Below are 14,043 nucleotides of genomic sequence, written 5' to 3'. Positions count from 1 at the left end.
TTTTCTCCAACCAACCAACTCTCACAGGACTGAACACCATGGTTGATCCGCAAATCGCCGCCGCCAACGCCGCCGCCATCGTCTCGGCCGGCAACGCCATCGGCGCCGGCCTGGCCATGACCGGCATGATCGGCGCCGGCATCGGCGTCGGCAACATCTTCGGCAACTTCCTCTCGGGCGCCCTGCGCAACCCGTCGGCCGCCGGCTCGCAAATCGGCAACCTGTTCGTCGGCGCGGCCCTGGCCGAAGCCCTGGGCATCCTGTCGTTCGTCATCGGCATCCTGCTCTGGACGTCGGCGAGCTGATTTCGTCCTTCTGATCGAGGGGGCGGTCCGGTTCCGGCCGGATCGCCGCCTCGTTCGCTGACTGACGTAAAGACCGCTCCAACTTCAGGCGACAGATGACCGTATCCGCTCAACCCGCAGTGACTCACGACGCGCCGCCTTCGGTCGCCGTCGCGGACACGCACGCCTCGACCGAAGCCGCCCACGGCGAAGGCGGGGGCGGCCTGCCGCAGTTCGAGTTCCAGCACTGGTTCGGTCAGATCGTCTGGCTGATCTTCCTGTTCGCCCTGCTCTACTGGCTGATGGCCAAGGTCTTCGTGCCGCGTCTGCGCGGCGTCATCGACCAGCGCGCCGCCACCATCTCCGACGCCGTCTCGGCCGCCCGTCAGGTCCAGGCCGAGGCCGCCGGCCAGGCCGAGGCCGCCAAGGCCGAGGTCGAGGCCGCCCGCGCCTCGTCCCGCTCGATGGCCGCCGCCGCCAAGGCGCGGGTCACCGAACAGGCCAACGCCCGCGCCGCCGAGGAAGAAGCCGTCGTCAACGCCCGCATCGCCGAGGCCGAGACCGCCATCGGCAAGACCCGCGACGCCGCCATGACCAATGTCGGCTCGATCGCCTCGGACACGGCCGCGGCCATCGTCGAACGCCTGACCGGCAAGGCGCCCAGCGCCGCTGAAGCCTCCGCCGCTGTGAAGGGCGCCGCCTGATGGAATTCTTCAATCCGCATCTCTACGACCTCGCGAACCCGGAGCTCTGGGTCGCCGCCGGCCTGTTCCTGTTCCTCGGCCTGTGCGTCTTCGTCGGCGTGCCGAAACTGGTCGCCGGCCAGCTCGACGCCAAGGCCGCCAAGATCCAGTCCGAGCTCGACGAGGCCGCCCGCCTCCGCGCCGAGGCCGAGGCCCTGCTGGCCCAGATCCGCGTCGAAAAGGCCGAGGCCGAGGCCCAGGCCGCTGAAATGCTGAGATCCGCCGAGGCCGACGCCCGCGTCATGGAGACCGAGGCCAGGGTCAAGCTCGAGGAAACCCTCAAGCGCCGGCAGGAACTGGCTGAACGCCGCATTGCCCAGGCCGAGGTCCAGGCCTCCGCCGAGGTGAAGGCCGCCGCCGCCGACCTGGCCGCCCGCGCCGCCGAACAGATCCTGACCGCGCGCCTGGCCGGCCAGAAGTCCGACCCCCTGCTCGACGCCGCCATCGCCCAGATCGGCTCACGCCTCAACTAGGCGTCGTCAGCCCCGGAAAGAAAAACGCCCCGCCGCTTCCGGCGGGGCGTTGTCGTTTTCAGTGCGCGGGGGCCGCGCCCGGCATCGCACCGACCCGCTTGTCGCGCTGGACCATCCGTCCGTAGACGTTGCCCAGCACGATCCCGTAGATCGCATGCGTGGCGATCATCCAGGCGAAGGTCCCGAACCCGGCCTGCATGAAGAACATCCCCACGGGCCGGCCTCCAAGCGCGCCGACCGCGGGCGCCACCGTCAGCCCCATCAGGATGAAGGCCCCGATGGCGAAGACGATGCCCTTGGATTCCGGCGTGTCCGTCGGCAGCCGGGGACACAGAACCCCGAAGGCGGGGCCCAGCACGAAGGTCCCGACCAGGAAGTGGGCGACCCAGCCCACCGCCATGGTGTCCGGCATCTGAAGCATGACTGAAAGCAGCCTCGGGAAACTGGCGGCCCAGGGCCCCAGCATCAAGTTCGCGATCTCAAGCACCGAAACCACGATGGTGGCCGCGAAACCTGCGACCAACCCCTTCTGTACGCGTGACATCATGACCGTTAGCGCCTCCCAAACGCTTGTTGTGGCTCAGACTACGCAAGGGAGAGCATACGCCTGCTGAAACAGGCGGCGTTCACTTTGCCGTGCTTCGCAGATGCGAAGCCGGAACCTTATTCGGCGGCGATGTTCGAACCTTCCGGCGCGGTCCAGCGCAACACCGGAGAGCGGGCCGCGCGGGTCTCGTCCAGACGCCGCAGGGGCGCATGGAACGGCGCGCCCTTGAAGCGGTCGACGTCGCCGGCCTTCGCCGCCGTCGCCAGGGCCCGCATCGCCTCGATGAAGCGGTCCAGCTCCTGCTTCGACTCCGTCTCGGTCGGCTCGATCAGCATGGCCCCGTGGACGACCAGCGGGAAATACATGGTCATCGGATGGAAGCCCTCGTCGATCATCGCCTTGGCGAAGTCGAGCGTGGTCACGTCCGTGCCCTTCAGCCATTCGTCGTCGAACAGGGCCTCGTGCATGCACGGACCGTCGGGGAAGGCCGGGCTCATCAGGTCCGACAGGCGGGCCTTGATATAGTTGGCGTTCAGCACCGCATCCTCGGCGACCTGACGCAGGCCGTCCGAGCCGTGGCTCATCATGTAGCTGAGAGCCCGGGTGTACATCCCCATCTGGCCCTGGAAGGCGCACAGCCGGCCAAACGCCTGCGCGGCCTCGTCTTCCTCGCGCTCGATCAGCCGGTAGCCATCCGCATCGTGAACCACCCACGGAGCCGGGGCGAACGGCGCCAGCGCCTCCGACAGCACCACCGGACCCGCGCCCGGTCCGCCGCCACCGTGCGGCGTCGAGAAGGTCTTGTGCAGATTGATGTGCATGGCGTCGACGCCCAGGTCGCCCGGACGCACCCGGCCGACGATGGCGTTGAAATTGGCCCCGTCGCAATAGAAGTAGGCCCCGGCCTCATGCGTCAGGCGGCTGATCTCGAGGATGTCGCGCTCGAACAGGCCGCAGGTGTTGGGGTTGGTCACCATGATGGCGGCGACGTCGTCGCCCAGCTTGGCGGCCAGATCGGCTACGTCGACGCGGCCGTCCTCGGTCTGGGCCACTTCCACCACGGTGTAGCCGACGAAGGCGGCGGTGGCCGGGTTCGTCCCGTGGGCCGAGGTCGGCACCAGCACCTTGCGGCGCTTCTCATGCTGGCCCGAGGCCTCGTGGGCGGCGCGGATGGTCATCAGGCCGCACAGCTCGCCATGGGCGCCGGCTTTCGGAGAAAGCGCGACTGCAGGCATGCCGGTCAGGGTCTTCAGCCAGTGAGCGAGGGTATCCATCAGTTCCAGCGCGCCTTGCACGGTGGACGTCGGCTGCAACGGGTGGATGTCGGCGAAGCCCGGCAGGCGCGCCATCTTCTCGTTCAGGCGCGGGTTGTGCTTCATCGTGCACGAGCCCAGCGGATAGATGGCCAGATCGATCGCGTGGTTCTTCTGCGACAGCCGCACATAGTGGCGCATGGCCTCGGGCTCCGAAAGGCCTGGCAGGCCGATCGGGTCCTTGCGAACCAGGTCACCCAGATCCGAGCCGTCCGTCTTCGGCTCGGGGAGATCGACGCCGGTCTTGCCCCAGCCGTCGCTCTCGAAGATCAGGTGCTCGTTCTGCAGCAAGCCGCGGCCGCCGGTCAGGGTGGCGGGCTTCGACTGGACCGCGTTCGGAGTGGTCGGGCGGCCGACGGTGTTCATCGTGCTCATGTTCCCGGCTCCTTACGCGCAGACCTTGGCGAGCGCGCTCGCCAGGATTTTGATGTCGCCGTCCATGGTCATCTCGGTCGCGGCGACCAGCAGGACGTCATCCATGCCGGCCTCGGGCGCGAGGCGGCTGTAGGGCACGCCCGCGAGAATGCGGTGCTGCGCCAGTTGCTCGACCACCTCGGCGGCGGGCTTCGGCAGCTTCACGGCGAACTCGTTGAAGAAGCGCGTGGTGAGGACCTTGACGCCCGGGATCGCCGCCAGCGCGTCTCGCGTCGCCAGCGCCTTCTCGTGGTTCAGCAAGGCCATCTTGCGCAGCCCCGTCTCGCCCAGCAGGCTCATGTGGATGGTGAAGGCCAGGGTGCACAGGCCCGAGTTGGTGCAGATGTTCGACGTCGCCTTGTCGCGGCGGATGTGCTGCTCGCGCGTCGACAGGGTCAGGACGAAGCCGCGCTCGCCGTCGGCGTCGACCGTCTCGCCGGTCAGGCGGCCGGGCATCTGGCGCACCAGCTTTTCGCGGCAGGCGAACAGGCCGACGTAGGGGCCGCCGTAGTTGAGGGCGTTGCCGATCGACTGGCCCTCGGCGGCGACGATGTCGGCCCCCATCTCGCCCGGCGACTTCAGCAGGCCCATCGACACGGCCTCGGTGACCACCACGATCAGCAGGGCGCCGGCGGCGTGGGCGGCTTCGGCGATTTTCGTCACGTCCGTCGCCGTGCCGAAAACGTTCGGGGTCTGGACCACGACGCAGGCGGTGTCGGGCCCGATGCGGGCGATGACGTCGGCCTCGGCGTCGACCGCGGCGGCCAGCACCTCGGTCTCGACGCCGACGGCGTGGACCACGGTCTCGGTGGCGCGGACATAGTGCGGATGCACCCCGCCCGAGATCACGGCCTTGTTGCGGCGGGTCACGCGGGTCGCCATCAACACGCCCTCGGCCATGGCGGTCGAGCCGTCGTAAAGGCTGGCGTTGGCCACCGGCATGCCGGTCAGGTTCGCGACCTGGGTCTGGAACTCGTACAGATACTGCAGCGTGCCCTGGGCGATCTCGGGCTGATAGGGCGTGTAGCTGGTCAGGAACTCCGACCGCTGGATCACATGGTCCACCGTGGCCGGGACGTGGTGCTTGTAGGCGCCGGCCCCGCAGAAGAATGGCACGGAGCCCGCCGAGGCGTTCTTCGCCGCCATGGCCCCCAGCGCCCGCTCGACCTCAAGCTCGCCCGCCACGCGCGGCAGGTCGACGAAGCCGTCGCGGCGGGCGGCCTTGGGCACGTCCACGAACAGGTCGTCGATGGATTTGGCCCCGATGGCCGCCAGCATGGCGGAGCGGTCGTCGGGCGTGAGCGGGAGGTAGCGCATGGCGGGGAGATCCGTGCGGGAGGGAAGGGGCTTAGAGCGTCGCCAGGAAGGCGTCGTAGGCGGCGCGGTCCATCAGGCCTTCGGTCGAGGCGTCGGACACCTTGATCTTCGCGAACCAGCCTTCGCCTTCGGGATCGGCATTGACGGTTTCCGGCGCGGAGGCGAGGGCGGCGTTGCCCTCGATCACCTCGCCCGACACCGGGGCGTAGACGTCCGAAGCCGCCTTGACGCTCTCGACGACGGCGAAGCTGTCGCCCTTGGAAACCGACTTGCCGGCGTCCGGCGTCTCGACGAACACCACGTCGCCGAGAGCGTCAGCGGCGTGTTTGGAGATTCCGACGGTGGCGACATCGCCGTCGAAGCGAACCCACTCGTGATCCTTGGAGAAATGCATCGATCCAGTCCTCAGGCTTTTGGTTTGCGGTAGTAGCGTTGGGCGACGAAGGGCATGGCGACGACCTCGGCCGCGGCGGGTTTGCCGCGCACGAGGACCTTCAGGTCGGTCCCGAGTTCGGCGAACTGCGGCGGCACATAGCCCATGGCGATGTTGCGGCCCAGCGTCGGGGACGGTCCGCCCGAGGTGACCTGACCGATGACCTTGCCGTCCATGTCGGCGATCTCGGCGCCTTCGCGCGCCGGGGCGCCTTCCTTGACGCTCAGGCCGATGCGGACCCTCGATGGGCCGTCGGCCAGTTCCTTCAGGATGCGGTCGGCGCCGTTGAAGTCGGCGCGCTCCTTGCGCGACTTCGACAGGGCGAAGGTCAGGGCCCCTTCGACCGGGCTGGTCGAGGCGTCGATGTCATGACCGTGCAGCGGCAGTCCGGCTTCCAGCCGCAGGCTGTCGCGGGCGCCGAGGCCGATCGGCTTGACGCGGGCGTCCTTGAGAATGGTGTTCCAGATGCGTTCGGCGTCGGCGTTCGGCACGGAGATCTCATAGCCGTCCTCGCCGGTGTAGCCCGAGCGGGAGACGAAGCAGTCGACCCCGAACAGCACCAGCCGGGCGCAGTCCATGAAGCCGAACTCGGCCAGCACCGGCTCATGGGCGGCCATCACCTCGGCGGCCTCGGGACCCTGGATGGCGATCAGGGCGCGGTCGGACAGCACCGTCAGCCTTGCGTCGCCCTGGAGGTTCGCTTCCAGGAAGGCGAAGTCGGCGTCCTTGTTGCCGGCGTTGACCACGACATAGAGGCCGTCATGGTCGGGGCGACCCGCCATCAGGTCGTCCATGATCCCGCCCTCGGCGTTCAGCAGCAGGCTGTATTTCTGCCGGCCGGCCTTGAGGATCGCATAGTCGCCGGGCACGAAGCGCTCGAACTGGGCCGTGGCGTCCTCGCCGGTGATCTTGCACTGGCCCATGTGCGAGACGTCGAACAGGCCGGCGTGTTCGCGGGTCCAGCGGTGCTCGGCCAGCACCCCTTCGTACTGGACCGGCATGTCATAGCCGCCGAAGCCCACCATGCGGGCGCCCAGGGCGCGGTGCGCGGCGTTGAGGGGCGTGGTCTTGAGGATTTCGTCGGTCATGTTCAGGCCTTCGCGGTCGCGTCTTGAGGCGGAAAGCTCCGCCGTCCTCGCGCCCCCGCTGTCCTGAAGCCTGAGAGATTCCGGCGCCTGAAGTGAGGCGTCTTGCTCCGTCGGCGCGCTCGCAGGGAGCGACTTTCCAGCGTCCGTATGTCCTCGCGGTCCGTTTGCCTGAGCGTTTCCGGGGCGGTTGCGCCTTCGGCTCCGGACCCCTCGAAAGGGCTCCGATCTCTCCCGCGAGAGCGCCGCGACCTAGGCCCCGACTCCGGGTCGCTGTCAAGCGGAACGGGCGGCGTATGCCTCGACTTCGGCGATTCGCGCGGCCTTGTCGGCCTCGGTCAGGAACGCGCCCTCGAAGCTGTTGCGCGCCAGCAGGGTGACCTGGTCCCGGGTCAGGCCGACGGCCTGCGCGAGCTGGCGATAGTTCTCGTTCACATAGCCGCCGAAATAGGCCGGATCGTCCGAGTTGAGCGTCACGTGCAGACCGCGGCGGAGCATCTCCGGCACGGGGTGGTCCTTCAGGTCCCTGACCACGCAGAGCTTCAGGTTCGAAAGCGGGCACACCGTCAGTGTCATCCGTTCGTCCGCCAGCCGCTCGACCAGGCGCGGATCCTCCATCGACCGGTTGCCGTGGTCCATCCGGTCGATGTGCAGCACGTCCAGCGCCTCCCACACATAGGCCGGGGGGCCTTCCTCGCCGGCGTGCGCCACCCGTTTCAGCCCCATATGGCCGGCGCGCTCGAACACATGGCGGAATTTCGAGGGCGGATGCCCGACCTCCGACGAATCCAGCCCCACCCCCGCGATCCGGTCCAGCCACGGCTCCGCCGCCTCCAGCGTGCGGATGGCGGCCGCCTCGTCGAGATGCCGCAGGAAGCAGAGGATCAGTTTCGAGCTCACGCCCAGTTCGGCCTCGGCCGCCTTCATCCCGCTCAACAATCCGTCCGCCGCCACGCCGAAGGGCAGGCCGCGATCAGTGTGGGTTTGGGGGTCGAAGAATATCTCGGCGTGCCGGACGTTGTCGGCCGCGGCCCGGCGGAAGTAGGCGAAGGCCAGGTCGTGGAAATCCTGCTCGGTCTGCAGCACCGCGGCCCCGGCGTAATAGATGTCGAGGAAGTCCTGCAGGTTCGAAAAATCATAGGCCGCGCGCACGGCCCCGACGCTGTCGAACGGGATGGCGACCTTGTTGCGCCGCGCCAGTTCGAACATCAGCTCGGGCTCGAGGCTGCCCTCGATATGCAGGTGCAGCTCGGCCTTGGGCAGGCCGGCGATATAGGCGTCGAGCGACATGGACGGCTCCGGGAACGGGCCGGCAGACTAGCCTACATCCGCTCCGGCGTCTCGATGCCCAGCAAACGCAGGGCCGTCTCCAGCTGGTCCAGCGCCGCCTTCGACAGCGCCAGCCGCGAACCCCTCGTCGCCTCGTCCGGCGCGATCAGCACCGGGCAGGCGGCATAGAATTTCGAGAAGCTCTGCGCCAGACGGTATGCGTGCTCGGCCACGACGTGCGGCATCCGCTTGTCATAGGCCTCGGCCACCGCCTGCGAGAAGGCGTCCAGCGTCAGGGCCAGATCGCGCTCGGCCGGTTCGGCGATGACGATGGGCCCGGGCGTCGCGCCCTGGTCCGCGCCCTTGCGCAGCAGGGATTTGATGCGCACCGCCTGGTACAGCAGATAGGGGCCCGTCTTGCCTTCGAAACTGATGAAGCGGTCGAGGTCGAAGACGTAGCTGGTGGTCCGGCTGTTCGACAGGTCGGCGAACTTCAGCGCCGCCACCGCCACCTTGTGGGCGATGGCCTCGAACCCGGCCTCGCTCAGGTCTTCGCCCAGATGCGCCTCGTGCAGCCGTTCCCGTGCCTTCTCCACAGCCATTGTGATCAGGTCGTGCAGCTTCAGGACGCCGCCCGCGCGGGTCTTGAACGGCTTGCCGTCCGGCCCGTTCATGGTGCCGAAGCCGAGGTGGTCCAGCGAGCCCTCGGCGGCGTAGCCTGCCAGATAGGCCGCCCGGAACACCTGTTCGAAATGCTCGGCCTGGCGCTCGTCGACGACGTACAGGATCAGGTCGGGGTCGATGGCCTTGCGGCGGTCCAGGATGGTGGCCAGGTCGGTCGTGCCGTACATGGCCGAGCCTTCCGAGCTGATCACCAGCAGCGGCGGAGGGCTGGGCGCCTCGATCACCGAGCCGTCGGCCAGCTTCTTCTTGCGGGTCTCGCCCGGTCGGGCGACGTGCACCACGCGCGCGCCATCGTCCTCGACCAGCAGACCGGTCTTCTCGAGGTGGGCGATCATCTCGGCCATCACGGGGTCGGCGTCGCTCTCGCCGTTCCACAGGTCGAAGGTCACGCCCAGGGCCCCGAACTCGCGCTCCAGCGCCGTCCTGCTGACGGCGACGAAATGGGCCCAGAGGGCGCGGTAGCCGGGACGTCCGCCCTGAAGTTCCGCCGTCGCCTTGCGGGCGCGGTCCCTGAAGCCGGCGTCTTCCTTGGCCATGGCCGCGGCGGCGGGATAGAGGCGCTCGAGATCCTCGAGCGTGACCGGGCTCTCCGCCGGGAACGGCCCGTCGCCCCCGGCGAGGAAGCCGGCGGCCTTGCCCTCGTCGCCCACGGCGACGATCAGCAGACCCATCTGGAAACCCCAGTCGCCGAAATGGGCGTCGCCCCAGACGGTGTCGCCGCGGAAGCGGAACAGCCGCTTCAGGCTTTCGCCGATGATGGACGAACGCAGGTGGCCGACGTGCATCGGCTTGGCCACGTTGGGCCCGGCGAAATCGATGACGACCTTGCGCGGCGCGGCGACCGTCGACGCCCCCGAATGGTCCACGTCGGCGGCGACCTCGGCGGCCCGCGCCGACAGGGCGGCGTCCGCCAGCTTCAGGTTGATGAAACCCGGTCCGGCCACTTCGACCGAGGCCAGGCGCGGGTCGCCGGCCAGCCGCTCGGCGACCCGGGTCGCCAGCTCGCGCGGGTTGGCCTTCAGCGCCTTGGCGGCGGCGAGGGCCCCGTTCGACTGGAAGTCGGCAAGGTCCGGCCGGTCAGAGGGGGTCACACGGGCCAGCGAGGGATCCACGCCTTCGGCGGCGAAGGCGGTCCCGACCGCCTCGCCCAGGACAGTTCTGAGGTCGGTCATTTTACTGGGCCGGGGGAGGCGTGGTCGCCGGCGTGCCTGCATTGACGCGGAACCGGCTGCCCGAGCGGTTGAACTCGGCCATCTGCGGCGTCACGTCGAAGCCGACCAGGATTTCGAAATGGTCGCCGCTGGTCGTGGCTTCGGCGCGCGGGATGACGATGGTCTGATCCTGGGTCACCGTGGCCGTCTGGGCGCCGTCAAAGTCCACCGGCAGGTCGAAATATTCCTTGGCCAGGATGGCCCGGTTCCGCTCGGTCACGGCGATCCAGTAGCGATAGGTGCGGCCGTCCCCCTGGGCCTGCGGTCCACGGCCCAGGTTGAACAGGACGCGCATCTCGACCGTGATCGGCTCGTCGTTCTGGTAGCCGCAGTCCGACACCAGACCTTCGATCTCGCCGGTGTAGCCGACGTTGGCGGCGGCCACCCGGTCGCCGGTAAGCTCGACATAGCGGGCCGCGTCGTACAGCACCTTCACATAGGGGCAGGGGCCGGCGGCGGCGCGCTGGCGCAGCGGCGCGATGCGGGGCGGCCGCGGCTTGTCGTCCTGTTCGCCCGCCTGTGGCTGGTCCTGACCAGGCCGGCCGGCCTGCCCCGGCTGTTGTCCGGACGAATACTGGGCATTGGCGGCCGTCGGCGCGGCTGCGACCGTGATCGCGGCGGCGGCGAGGGCCGAGGCCAGGGAAACCTTGAGGACGCGACGCATGCAGTGGTCTTCCGGAAACGAGGAGGTGCGGCGACAGCCCGACGCCGGGCGGCACGCTCGCCGCTGATAGCGGCTAAACAGAGGCGCGGCAAACCCGCCCGCTCGGAAACCCGGGCCCGGATGCAGGTGGCGGCGAGGGCCTCGAACGACTAGGTTCCGGCCATGATCGTTCACACGCCCATTCGCCCGGCCGACAAGCGCGCCCTGACCGTACGTCTGGCCACGCCGCGCGGCTTCTGCGCGGGCGTCGACCGGGCCATCCAGATCGTCGAGCGGGCGATCGGGAAATACGGCGCACCGGTCTATGTGCGGCACGAAATCGTCCATAACCGCCATGTGGTGGAGCGGCTGAAAGCCATGGGCGCGATCTTCGTCAAGGAGCTGGACGACTGCCCCGATGACCGGCCGGTGGTCTTCTCGGCCCACGGGGTGCCCAAGTCGGTTCCGGCCACGGCCCGGGCGCGCGAGATGCTGTATCTCGACGCCACCTGCCCGCTGGTCTCCAAGGTTCATGTCGAGGCCGAACGCCACCACGCCGCGGGTCGCCACATCATCCTGATCGGCCACGCCGGCCATCCAGAGGTGGTCGGCACCATGGGTCAGCTGCCCCCGGACGCCATCAGCCTCGTCGAAACCGTGGCCGACGCCGAGGCTTTCCAGCGTCCCGGCGACGCTCTGCTGGCCTACGCCACCCAGACCACACTGTCGGTCGACGACACCAGCGAGATCCTCTCGGTCCTGAAGCGCCGCTTCCCCGAACTGCCCGATCCGCACAAGGAAGACATCTGCTACGCCACCACCAACCGCCAGGAGGCGGTCAAGCGTCTGGGCGCAGGATGCGATCTGGTGCTGGTGGTCGGGTCGGCCAACTCATCCAACTCCGTGCGACTGGTCGAGGTGGCGTTGCGGGCCGGGGCCCGTGACGCGCGTCTGGTCGATGACGCGGCCCAGGTCGACTGGTCGTGGCTGGACGGCGTTTCGACCCTCGGCATCACCGCCGGCGCCTCGGCCCCCGAACGTCTGATCGAGGAACTGATCGATGCTGTTCGCGCCCGCTTCGACGCCACGGTGGTGGAGGACGATGGCGAACGCGAGACCGTCGCCTTCAAACTGCCTCGCCTGCTGACGGCCTAGGCGCCGGCGGGCGGCCTTGCGCAAGCGGAGCCTTTGGCCTTGGCTGGCGTTACCGTCGGACCCAACCGTGGAGCTTCCATGCGCCGTCTTCGCAACGCCTGCACGATCGTCTCGACCCTGGCCCTGATCGCCGCCGCCGGATGTACGCAGGAAGCCGAGGCTCCGCCCACCGCTCCCGTGGAGCCGATTCCCGCGCCCGCCGGACCCATGGCGGCCCCGATCAGCTATGCTTGCGAAAGCGGCCAACCGGTTACCGTCGCCTATCCTGACACGGCGACGGCTCAACTGACCTGGAGAGGGCAGACCTACCTGCTCCGCACTGTCCAGGCTGCCTCGGGGGCGCGCTTCACCGGTTCCGGCATGGAATGGCAGACTGCCACCGCAGCGGGGCAGGAGAGCGCGACCCTCAGCCGCCTCGGCCCCAATCAGGACGTCGGCGTCGCCGTGCTGGAGCGTTGCAGCCGCCCGTCGTCGGGCCCGGTCGCGCCCGGCCCTGTCGCGGTCGGCGACACCCTGCCCGGCGGTCCGTTGCCGCCCGCGGCCGCGCCCTGCAAGGGGCCGCAGCTGAAGCTGTCGGCGGACGGCGGCGATGCCGGCATGGGTCACCGTGTCACGATCGTGGGCGTGCAGAACGTCGGCGCCCAGGTCTGCAGCCTGACCGGCTATCCGACGGTGACGCTGCAGGATGCGCGCGGCCGCGACCTGACGACCGTCCGCTCGGAACAGAACCCCGGCAGCTATCTGCGCGCGGGCCAGTCGCCCACGCCGGTCACGCTCCAGCCGCAGGCCAAGGCCTTCTTCGACCTGGCCTGGACCGTGGTTCCGAACGAGACGCTGGGCGAGACGGTCTGTCCGAACGCCACCCGCATCCGCGCCGTCGCGCCGGGCGACACCTCGCCCGCGACCCTGGCCCAGACCTTCACTCCGTGCGGCCGCCGCGTTCAGGTCAGCCCCTTCCGGGCGGTGGCCGAACCGACGCCGACGCCTTGAGGCCCCGGGCGCCGGAGCGGCGCGCCAACCTCGCATGGCGAGAGGTCATTCATCCTTGTTAAGGCTGAAGATTTCTCGCCATCTCGCCTTTTTATCCAGCAGTGCCCGGGCCGGGGCTAGAATAGGGACATGGGCAGTGGTGAAGACAGACCGGAGATGGGATTGGCGCGGTTTGGCGCGTTTGGCGCCCCGTTTTCGCAAAACCATGCCAGGCCTCCGTCCGGCCATCTCGATGATTTCCGGGCTTCAAGCCGCGACGAAATTGGCCTAGCGGAGCGCCCATGACAGCGACCTTCTACGACCGCGTGCGCGCGGAACTCGCCGACATCGACGCCCAGGGGCTGACCAAGCCCGAGCGGATCATCGCCTCCCGACAGGGCCCGGTGATCAGGGTCGGCGGCCGCGAGGTTCTGAACTTCTGCGCCAACAACTATCTCGGCCTCGCCGGCGACGATCGCGTCGCCCGGGCGGGAATCACGGCGCAGGAGCGGTGGGGTGCGGGCACGGCCTCGGTCCGCTTCATCTGCGGCACGCTCGAGATCCACAAGGAGCTGGAACGGTCGATCGCCGACTATCTCGGCTTCGAGGATACGATCCTGTTCGCCGCCGCCTTCGACGCCAACGGCGGGATCTTCGAACCCCTGTTCGGAGAAGAGGACGCCATCGTCTCCGACAGCCTGAACCACGCGTCGATCATCGATGGCGTGCGGCTGTGCAAGGCGAAACGCTATCGCTTCCTGACCTCCGACATGAACGACCTCGAGGCGAAGCTGAAGGAGGCCCGCGCCGCCGGGGCCCGCAACATCGTCATCGCCACCGACGGCGCCTTCTCGATGGACGGCTATATCGCAAAGCTGAAGGACATTCGGGCGCTGGCCGACAAGTATGAAGCGTTGATCATGGTCGACGACTGCCACGCGACCGGCTTCATGGGTCCGCAAGGCCGCGGCTCATACGCCCACCACGGGGTCGAGGTCGATTTCGTCACCGGCACCTTCGGCAAGGCGCTGGGCGGCGCCATGGGCGGATTCATCTGCGCGACGGCCGAGGTCGTGGCTCTGCTGAAACAGCGGGCCCGGCCCTATCTCTTCTCCAACGCCCTGGCCCCGGCCGTCTGCGGCTCCAGCCTCGAGGCCATCCGCATCGCCGGCGGCGACGAGGGCGACGCCCTGCGCCAACAGCTGTTCGCCAACGCCGTCCGCTATCGCGCCGCCATGACCGAGGCCGGCTTCACCCTGTTGCCGGGCGAGCACCCGATCATTCCGGTCATGCTGGGCGATGCGAAACTGGCCCAGGATTTCGCCGCCCGGGCGCTGGAGCTCGGCGTCTATGTCATCGGCTTCAGCTTCCCGGTGGTGCCGCGCGGCCAGGCCCGCATCCGCACCCAGATGTCGGCGGCGCACACCTTCGAACAGATTGATCAAACGGTCGCGGCGTTCACGACGGCCGGCAGGGAATTGGGAGTTATCTGATGGCGGACAC

The 14,043-nt window shown here is 68.8% G+C and carries 14 protein-coding genes and 1 riboswitch; of the genes, 6 read left to right on the top strand and 8 right to left on the bottom strand.

What is annotated here, in order from left to right; genetic code table 11:
* The first annotated feature begins 38 nt into the window (after window positions 1–38).
* From PSV23_RS10795 to PSV23_RS10785, 3 genes are all read left to right on the top strand, one after another.
* The gene (locus tag PSV23_RS10795; protein ID WP_055829911.1) at window positions 39–305 is read left to right on the top strand and encodes a F0F1 ATP synthase subunit C; all 267 of its coding nucleotides are present in this window, start codon (window positions 39–41) and stop codon (window positions 303–305) included.
* A gap of 95 nt (window positions 306–400) precedes the next feature.
* The gene (locus PSV23_RS10790; protein ID WP_300468756.1) at window positions 401–988 is read left to right on the top strand and encodes a hypothetical protein; all 588 of its coding nucleotides are present in this window, start codon (window positions 401–403) and stop codon (window positions 986–988) included.
* Window positions 988–1,500, top strand: a complete 513-nt coding sequence (locus PSV23_RS10785) for a F0F1 ATP synthase subunit B (RefSeq protein ID WP_300468754.1) — start codon at window positions 988–990, stop codon at window positions 1,498–1,500. Before PSV23_RS10790 ends, PSV23_RS10785 begins: the two co-directional genes overlap by 1 nt.
* A 58-nt stretch (window positions 1,501–1,558) precedes the next feature.
* On the opposite strand, the gene PSV23_RS10780 is transcribed toward PSV23_RS10785, so the two are convergent.
* From PSV23_RS10780 to PSV23_RS10745, 8 genes are all read right to left on the bottom strand, one after another.
* On the bottom strand, window positions 1,559–2,047 hold the full coding sequence (locus tag PSV23_RS10780; protein ID WP_300468752.1) for a DUF6789 family protein: 489 nt from the start codon (window positions 2,045–2,047) through the stop codon (window positions 1,559–1,561).
* A 116-nt stretch (window positions 2,048–2,163) separates the two neighbouring features.
* Window positions 2,164–3,735 carry an aminomethyl-transferring glycine dehydrogenase subunit GcvPB gene (gene gcvPB, locus PSV23_RS10775; protein WP_370461052.1) on the bottom strand — a complete coding sequence of 524 codons (1,572 nt, stop codon included), beginning with the start codon at window positions 3,733–3,735 and terminating at the stop codon, window positions 2,164–2,166.
* A gap of 12 nt (window positions 3,736–3,747) precedes the next feature.
* The gene (gene gcvPA, locus PSV23_RS10770; protein WP_300468750.1) at window positions 3,748–5,091 is read right to left on the bottom strand and encodes an aminomethyl-transferring glycine dehydrogenase subunit GcvPA; all 1,344 of its coding nucleotides are present in this window, start codon (window positions 5,089–5,091) and stop codon (window positions 3,748–3,750) included.
* Between the two features lie 31 nt (window positions 5,092–5,122).
* Window positions 5,123–5,485: a glycine cleavage system protein GcvH gene (gene gcvH, locus PSV23_RS10765; protein ID WP_300468748.1), complete on the bottom strand. Its 363-nt coding sequence runs from the start codon at window positions 5,483–5,485 to the stop codon at window positions 5,123–5,125.
* A gap of 11 nt (window positions 5,486–5,496) precedes the next feature.
* Window positions 5,497–6,612 (bottom strand): glycine cleavage system aminomethyltransferase GcvT, encoded by a 1,116-nt coding sequence (gene gcvT / locus PSV23_RS10760; protein ID WP_300468746.1) that lies wholly within the window; start codon window positions 6,610–6,612, stop codon window positions 5,497–5,499.
* Window positions 6,613–6,758: 146 nt separating this feature from the next.
* Window positions 6,759–6,856: riboswitch (glycine riboswitch) on the bottom strand.
* 29 nt (window positions 6,857–6,885) lie between these two features.
* Window positions 6,886–7,899, bottom strand: a complete 1,014-nt coding sequence (locus PSV23_RS10755; RefSeq protein WP_300468744.1) for an adenosine deaminase — start codon at window positions 7,897–7,899, stop codon at window positions 6,886–6,888.
* Between the two features lie 32 nt (window positions 7,900–7,931).
* Window positions 7,932–9,734 (bottom strand): arginine--tRNA ligase, encoded by a 1,803-nt coding sequence (gene argS / locus PSV23_RS10750; protein ID WP_300468742.1) that lies wholly within the window; start codon window positions 9,732–9,734, stop codon window positions 7,932–7,934.
* 1 nt (window position 9,735) lies between these two features.
* Window positions 9,736–10,437: a Tat pathway signal sequence domain protein gene (locus PSV23_RS10745; RefSeq protein ID WP_300468740.1), complete on the bottom strand. Its 702-nt coding sequence runs from the start codon at window positions 10,435–10,437 to the stop codon at window positions 9,736–9,738.
* Window positions 10,438–10,599: 162 nt separating this feature from the next.
* Between PSV23_RS10745 and ispH the strand changes: the two genes are divergently transcribed.
* From ispH to PSV23_RS10730, 3 genes are all read left to right on the top strand, one after another.
* The gene (gene ispH, locus PSV23_RS10740) at window positions 10,600–11,571 is read left to right on the top strand and encodes a 4-hydroxy-3-methylbut-2-enyl diphosphate reductase (protein WP_300468738.1); all 972 of its coding nucleotides are present in this window, start codon (window positions 10,600–10,602) and stop codon (window positions 11,569–11,571) included.
* Between the two features lie 78 nt (window positions 11,572–11,649).
* Window positions 11,650–12,561, top strand: a complete 912-nt coding sequence (locus PSV23_RS10735) for a DUF4232 domain-containing protein (RefSeq protein WP_300468736.1) — start codon at window positions 11,650–11,652, stop codon at window positions 12,559–12,561.
* Window positions 12,562–12,842: 281 nt separating this feature from the next.
* Complete coding sequence (locus tag PSV23_RS10730) at window positions 12,843–14,033, top strand: glycine C-acetyltransferase (protein WP_300468734.1); 1,191 nt, start codon at window positions 12,843–12,845, stop codon at window positions 14,031–14,033.
* Window positions 14,034–14,043: the final 10 nt, after the last annotated feature.

It is taken from the genome of Brevundimonas sp. (assembly GCF_029946145.1).
Taxonomy (GTDB): domain Bacteria; phylum Pseudomonadota; class Alphaproteobacteria; order Caulobacterales; family Caulobacteraceae; genus Brevundimonas.
This window is presented reverse-complemented; position numbering and strand designations above follow the sequence as displayed.

Excerpts from the sequence above, each read along its gene's own strand:
- PSV23_RS10795 (WP_055829911.1), top strand. The coding sequence starts at position 39 with ATGGTTGATCCGCAAATCGCCGCCGCCAACGCCGCCGCCATCGTCTCG.
- PSV23_RS10790 (WP_300468756.1), top strand. The coding sequence starts at position 401 with ATGACCGTATCCGCTCAACCCGCAGTGACTCACGACGCGCCGCCTTCG.
- PSV23_RS10785 (WP_300468754.1), top strand. The coding sequence starts at position 988 with ATGGAATTCTTCAATCCGCATCTCTACGACCTCGCGAACCCGGAGCTC.
- PSV23_RS10780 (WP_300468752.1), bottom strand. The coding sequence starts at position 2,047 with ATGATGTCACGCGTACAGAAGGGGTTGGTCGCAGGTTTCGCGGCCACC.
- gcvPB (WP_370461052.1), bottom strand. The coding sequence starts at position 3,735 with ATGAGCACGATGAACACCGTCGGCCGCCCGACCACTCCGAACGCGGTC.
- gcvPA (WP_300468750.1), bottom strand. The coding sequence starts at position 5,091 with ATGCGCTACCTCCCGCTCACGCCCGACGACCGCTCCGCCATGCTGGCG.
- gcvH (WP_300468748.1), bottom strand. The coding sequence starts at position 5,485 with ATGCATTTCTCCAAGGATCACGAGTGGGTTCGCTTCGACGGCGATGTC.
- gcvT (WP_300468746.1), bottom strand. The coding sequence starts at position 6,612 with ATGACCGACGAAATCCTCAAGACCACGCCCCTCAACGCCGCGCACCGC.
- PSV23_RS10755 (WP_300468744.1), bottom strand. The coding sequence starts at position 7,899 with ATGTCGCTCGACGCCTATATCGCCGGCCTGCCCAAGGCCGAGCTGCAC.
- argS (WP_300468742.1), bottom strand. The coding sequence starts at position 9,734 with ATGACCGACCTCAGAACTGTCCTGGGCGAGGCGGTCGGGACCGCCTTC.
- PSV23_RS10745 (WP_300468740.1), bottom strand. The coding sequence starts at position 10,437 with ATGCGTCGCGTCCTCAAGGTTTCCCTGGCCTCGGCCCTCGCCGCCGCC.
- ispH (WP_300468738.1), top strand. The coding sequence starts at position 10,600 with ATGATCGTTCACACGCCCATTCGCCCGGCCGACAAGCGCGCCCTGACC.
- PSV23_RS10735 (WP_300468736.1), top strand. The coding sequence starts at position 11,650 with ATGCGCCGTCTTCGCAACGCCTGCACGATCGTCTCGACCCTGGCCCTG.
- PSV23_RS10730 (WP_300468734.1), top strand. The coding sequence starts at position 12,843 with ATGACAGCGACCTTCTACGACCGCGTGCGCGCGGAACTCGCCGACATC.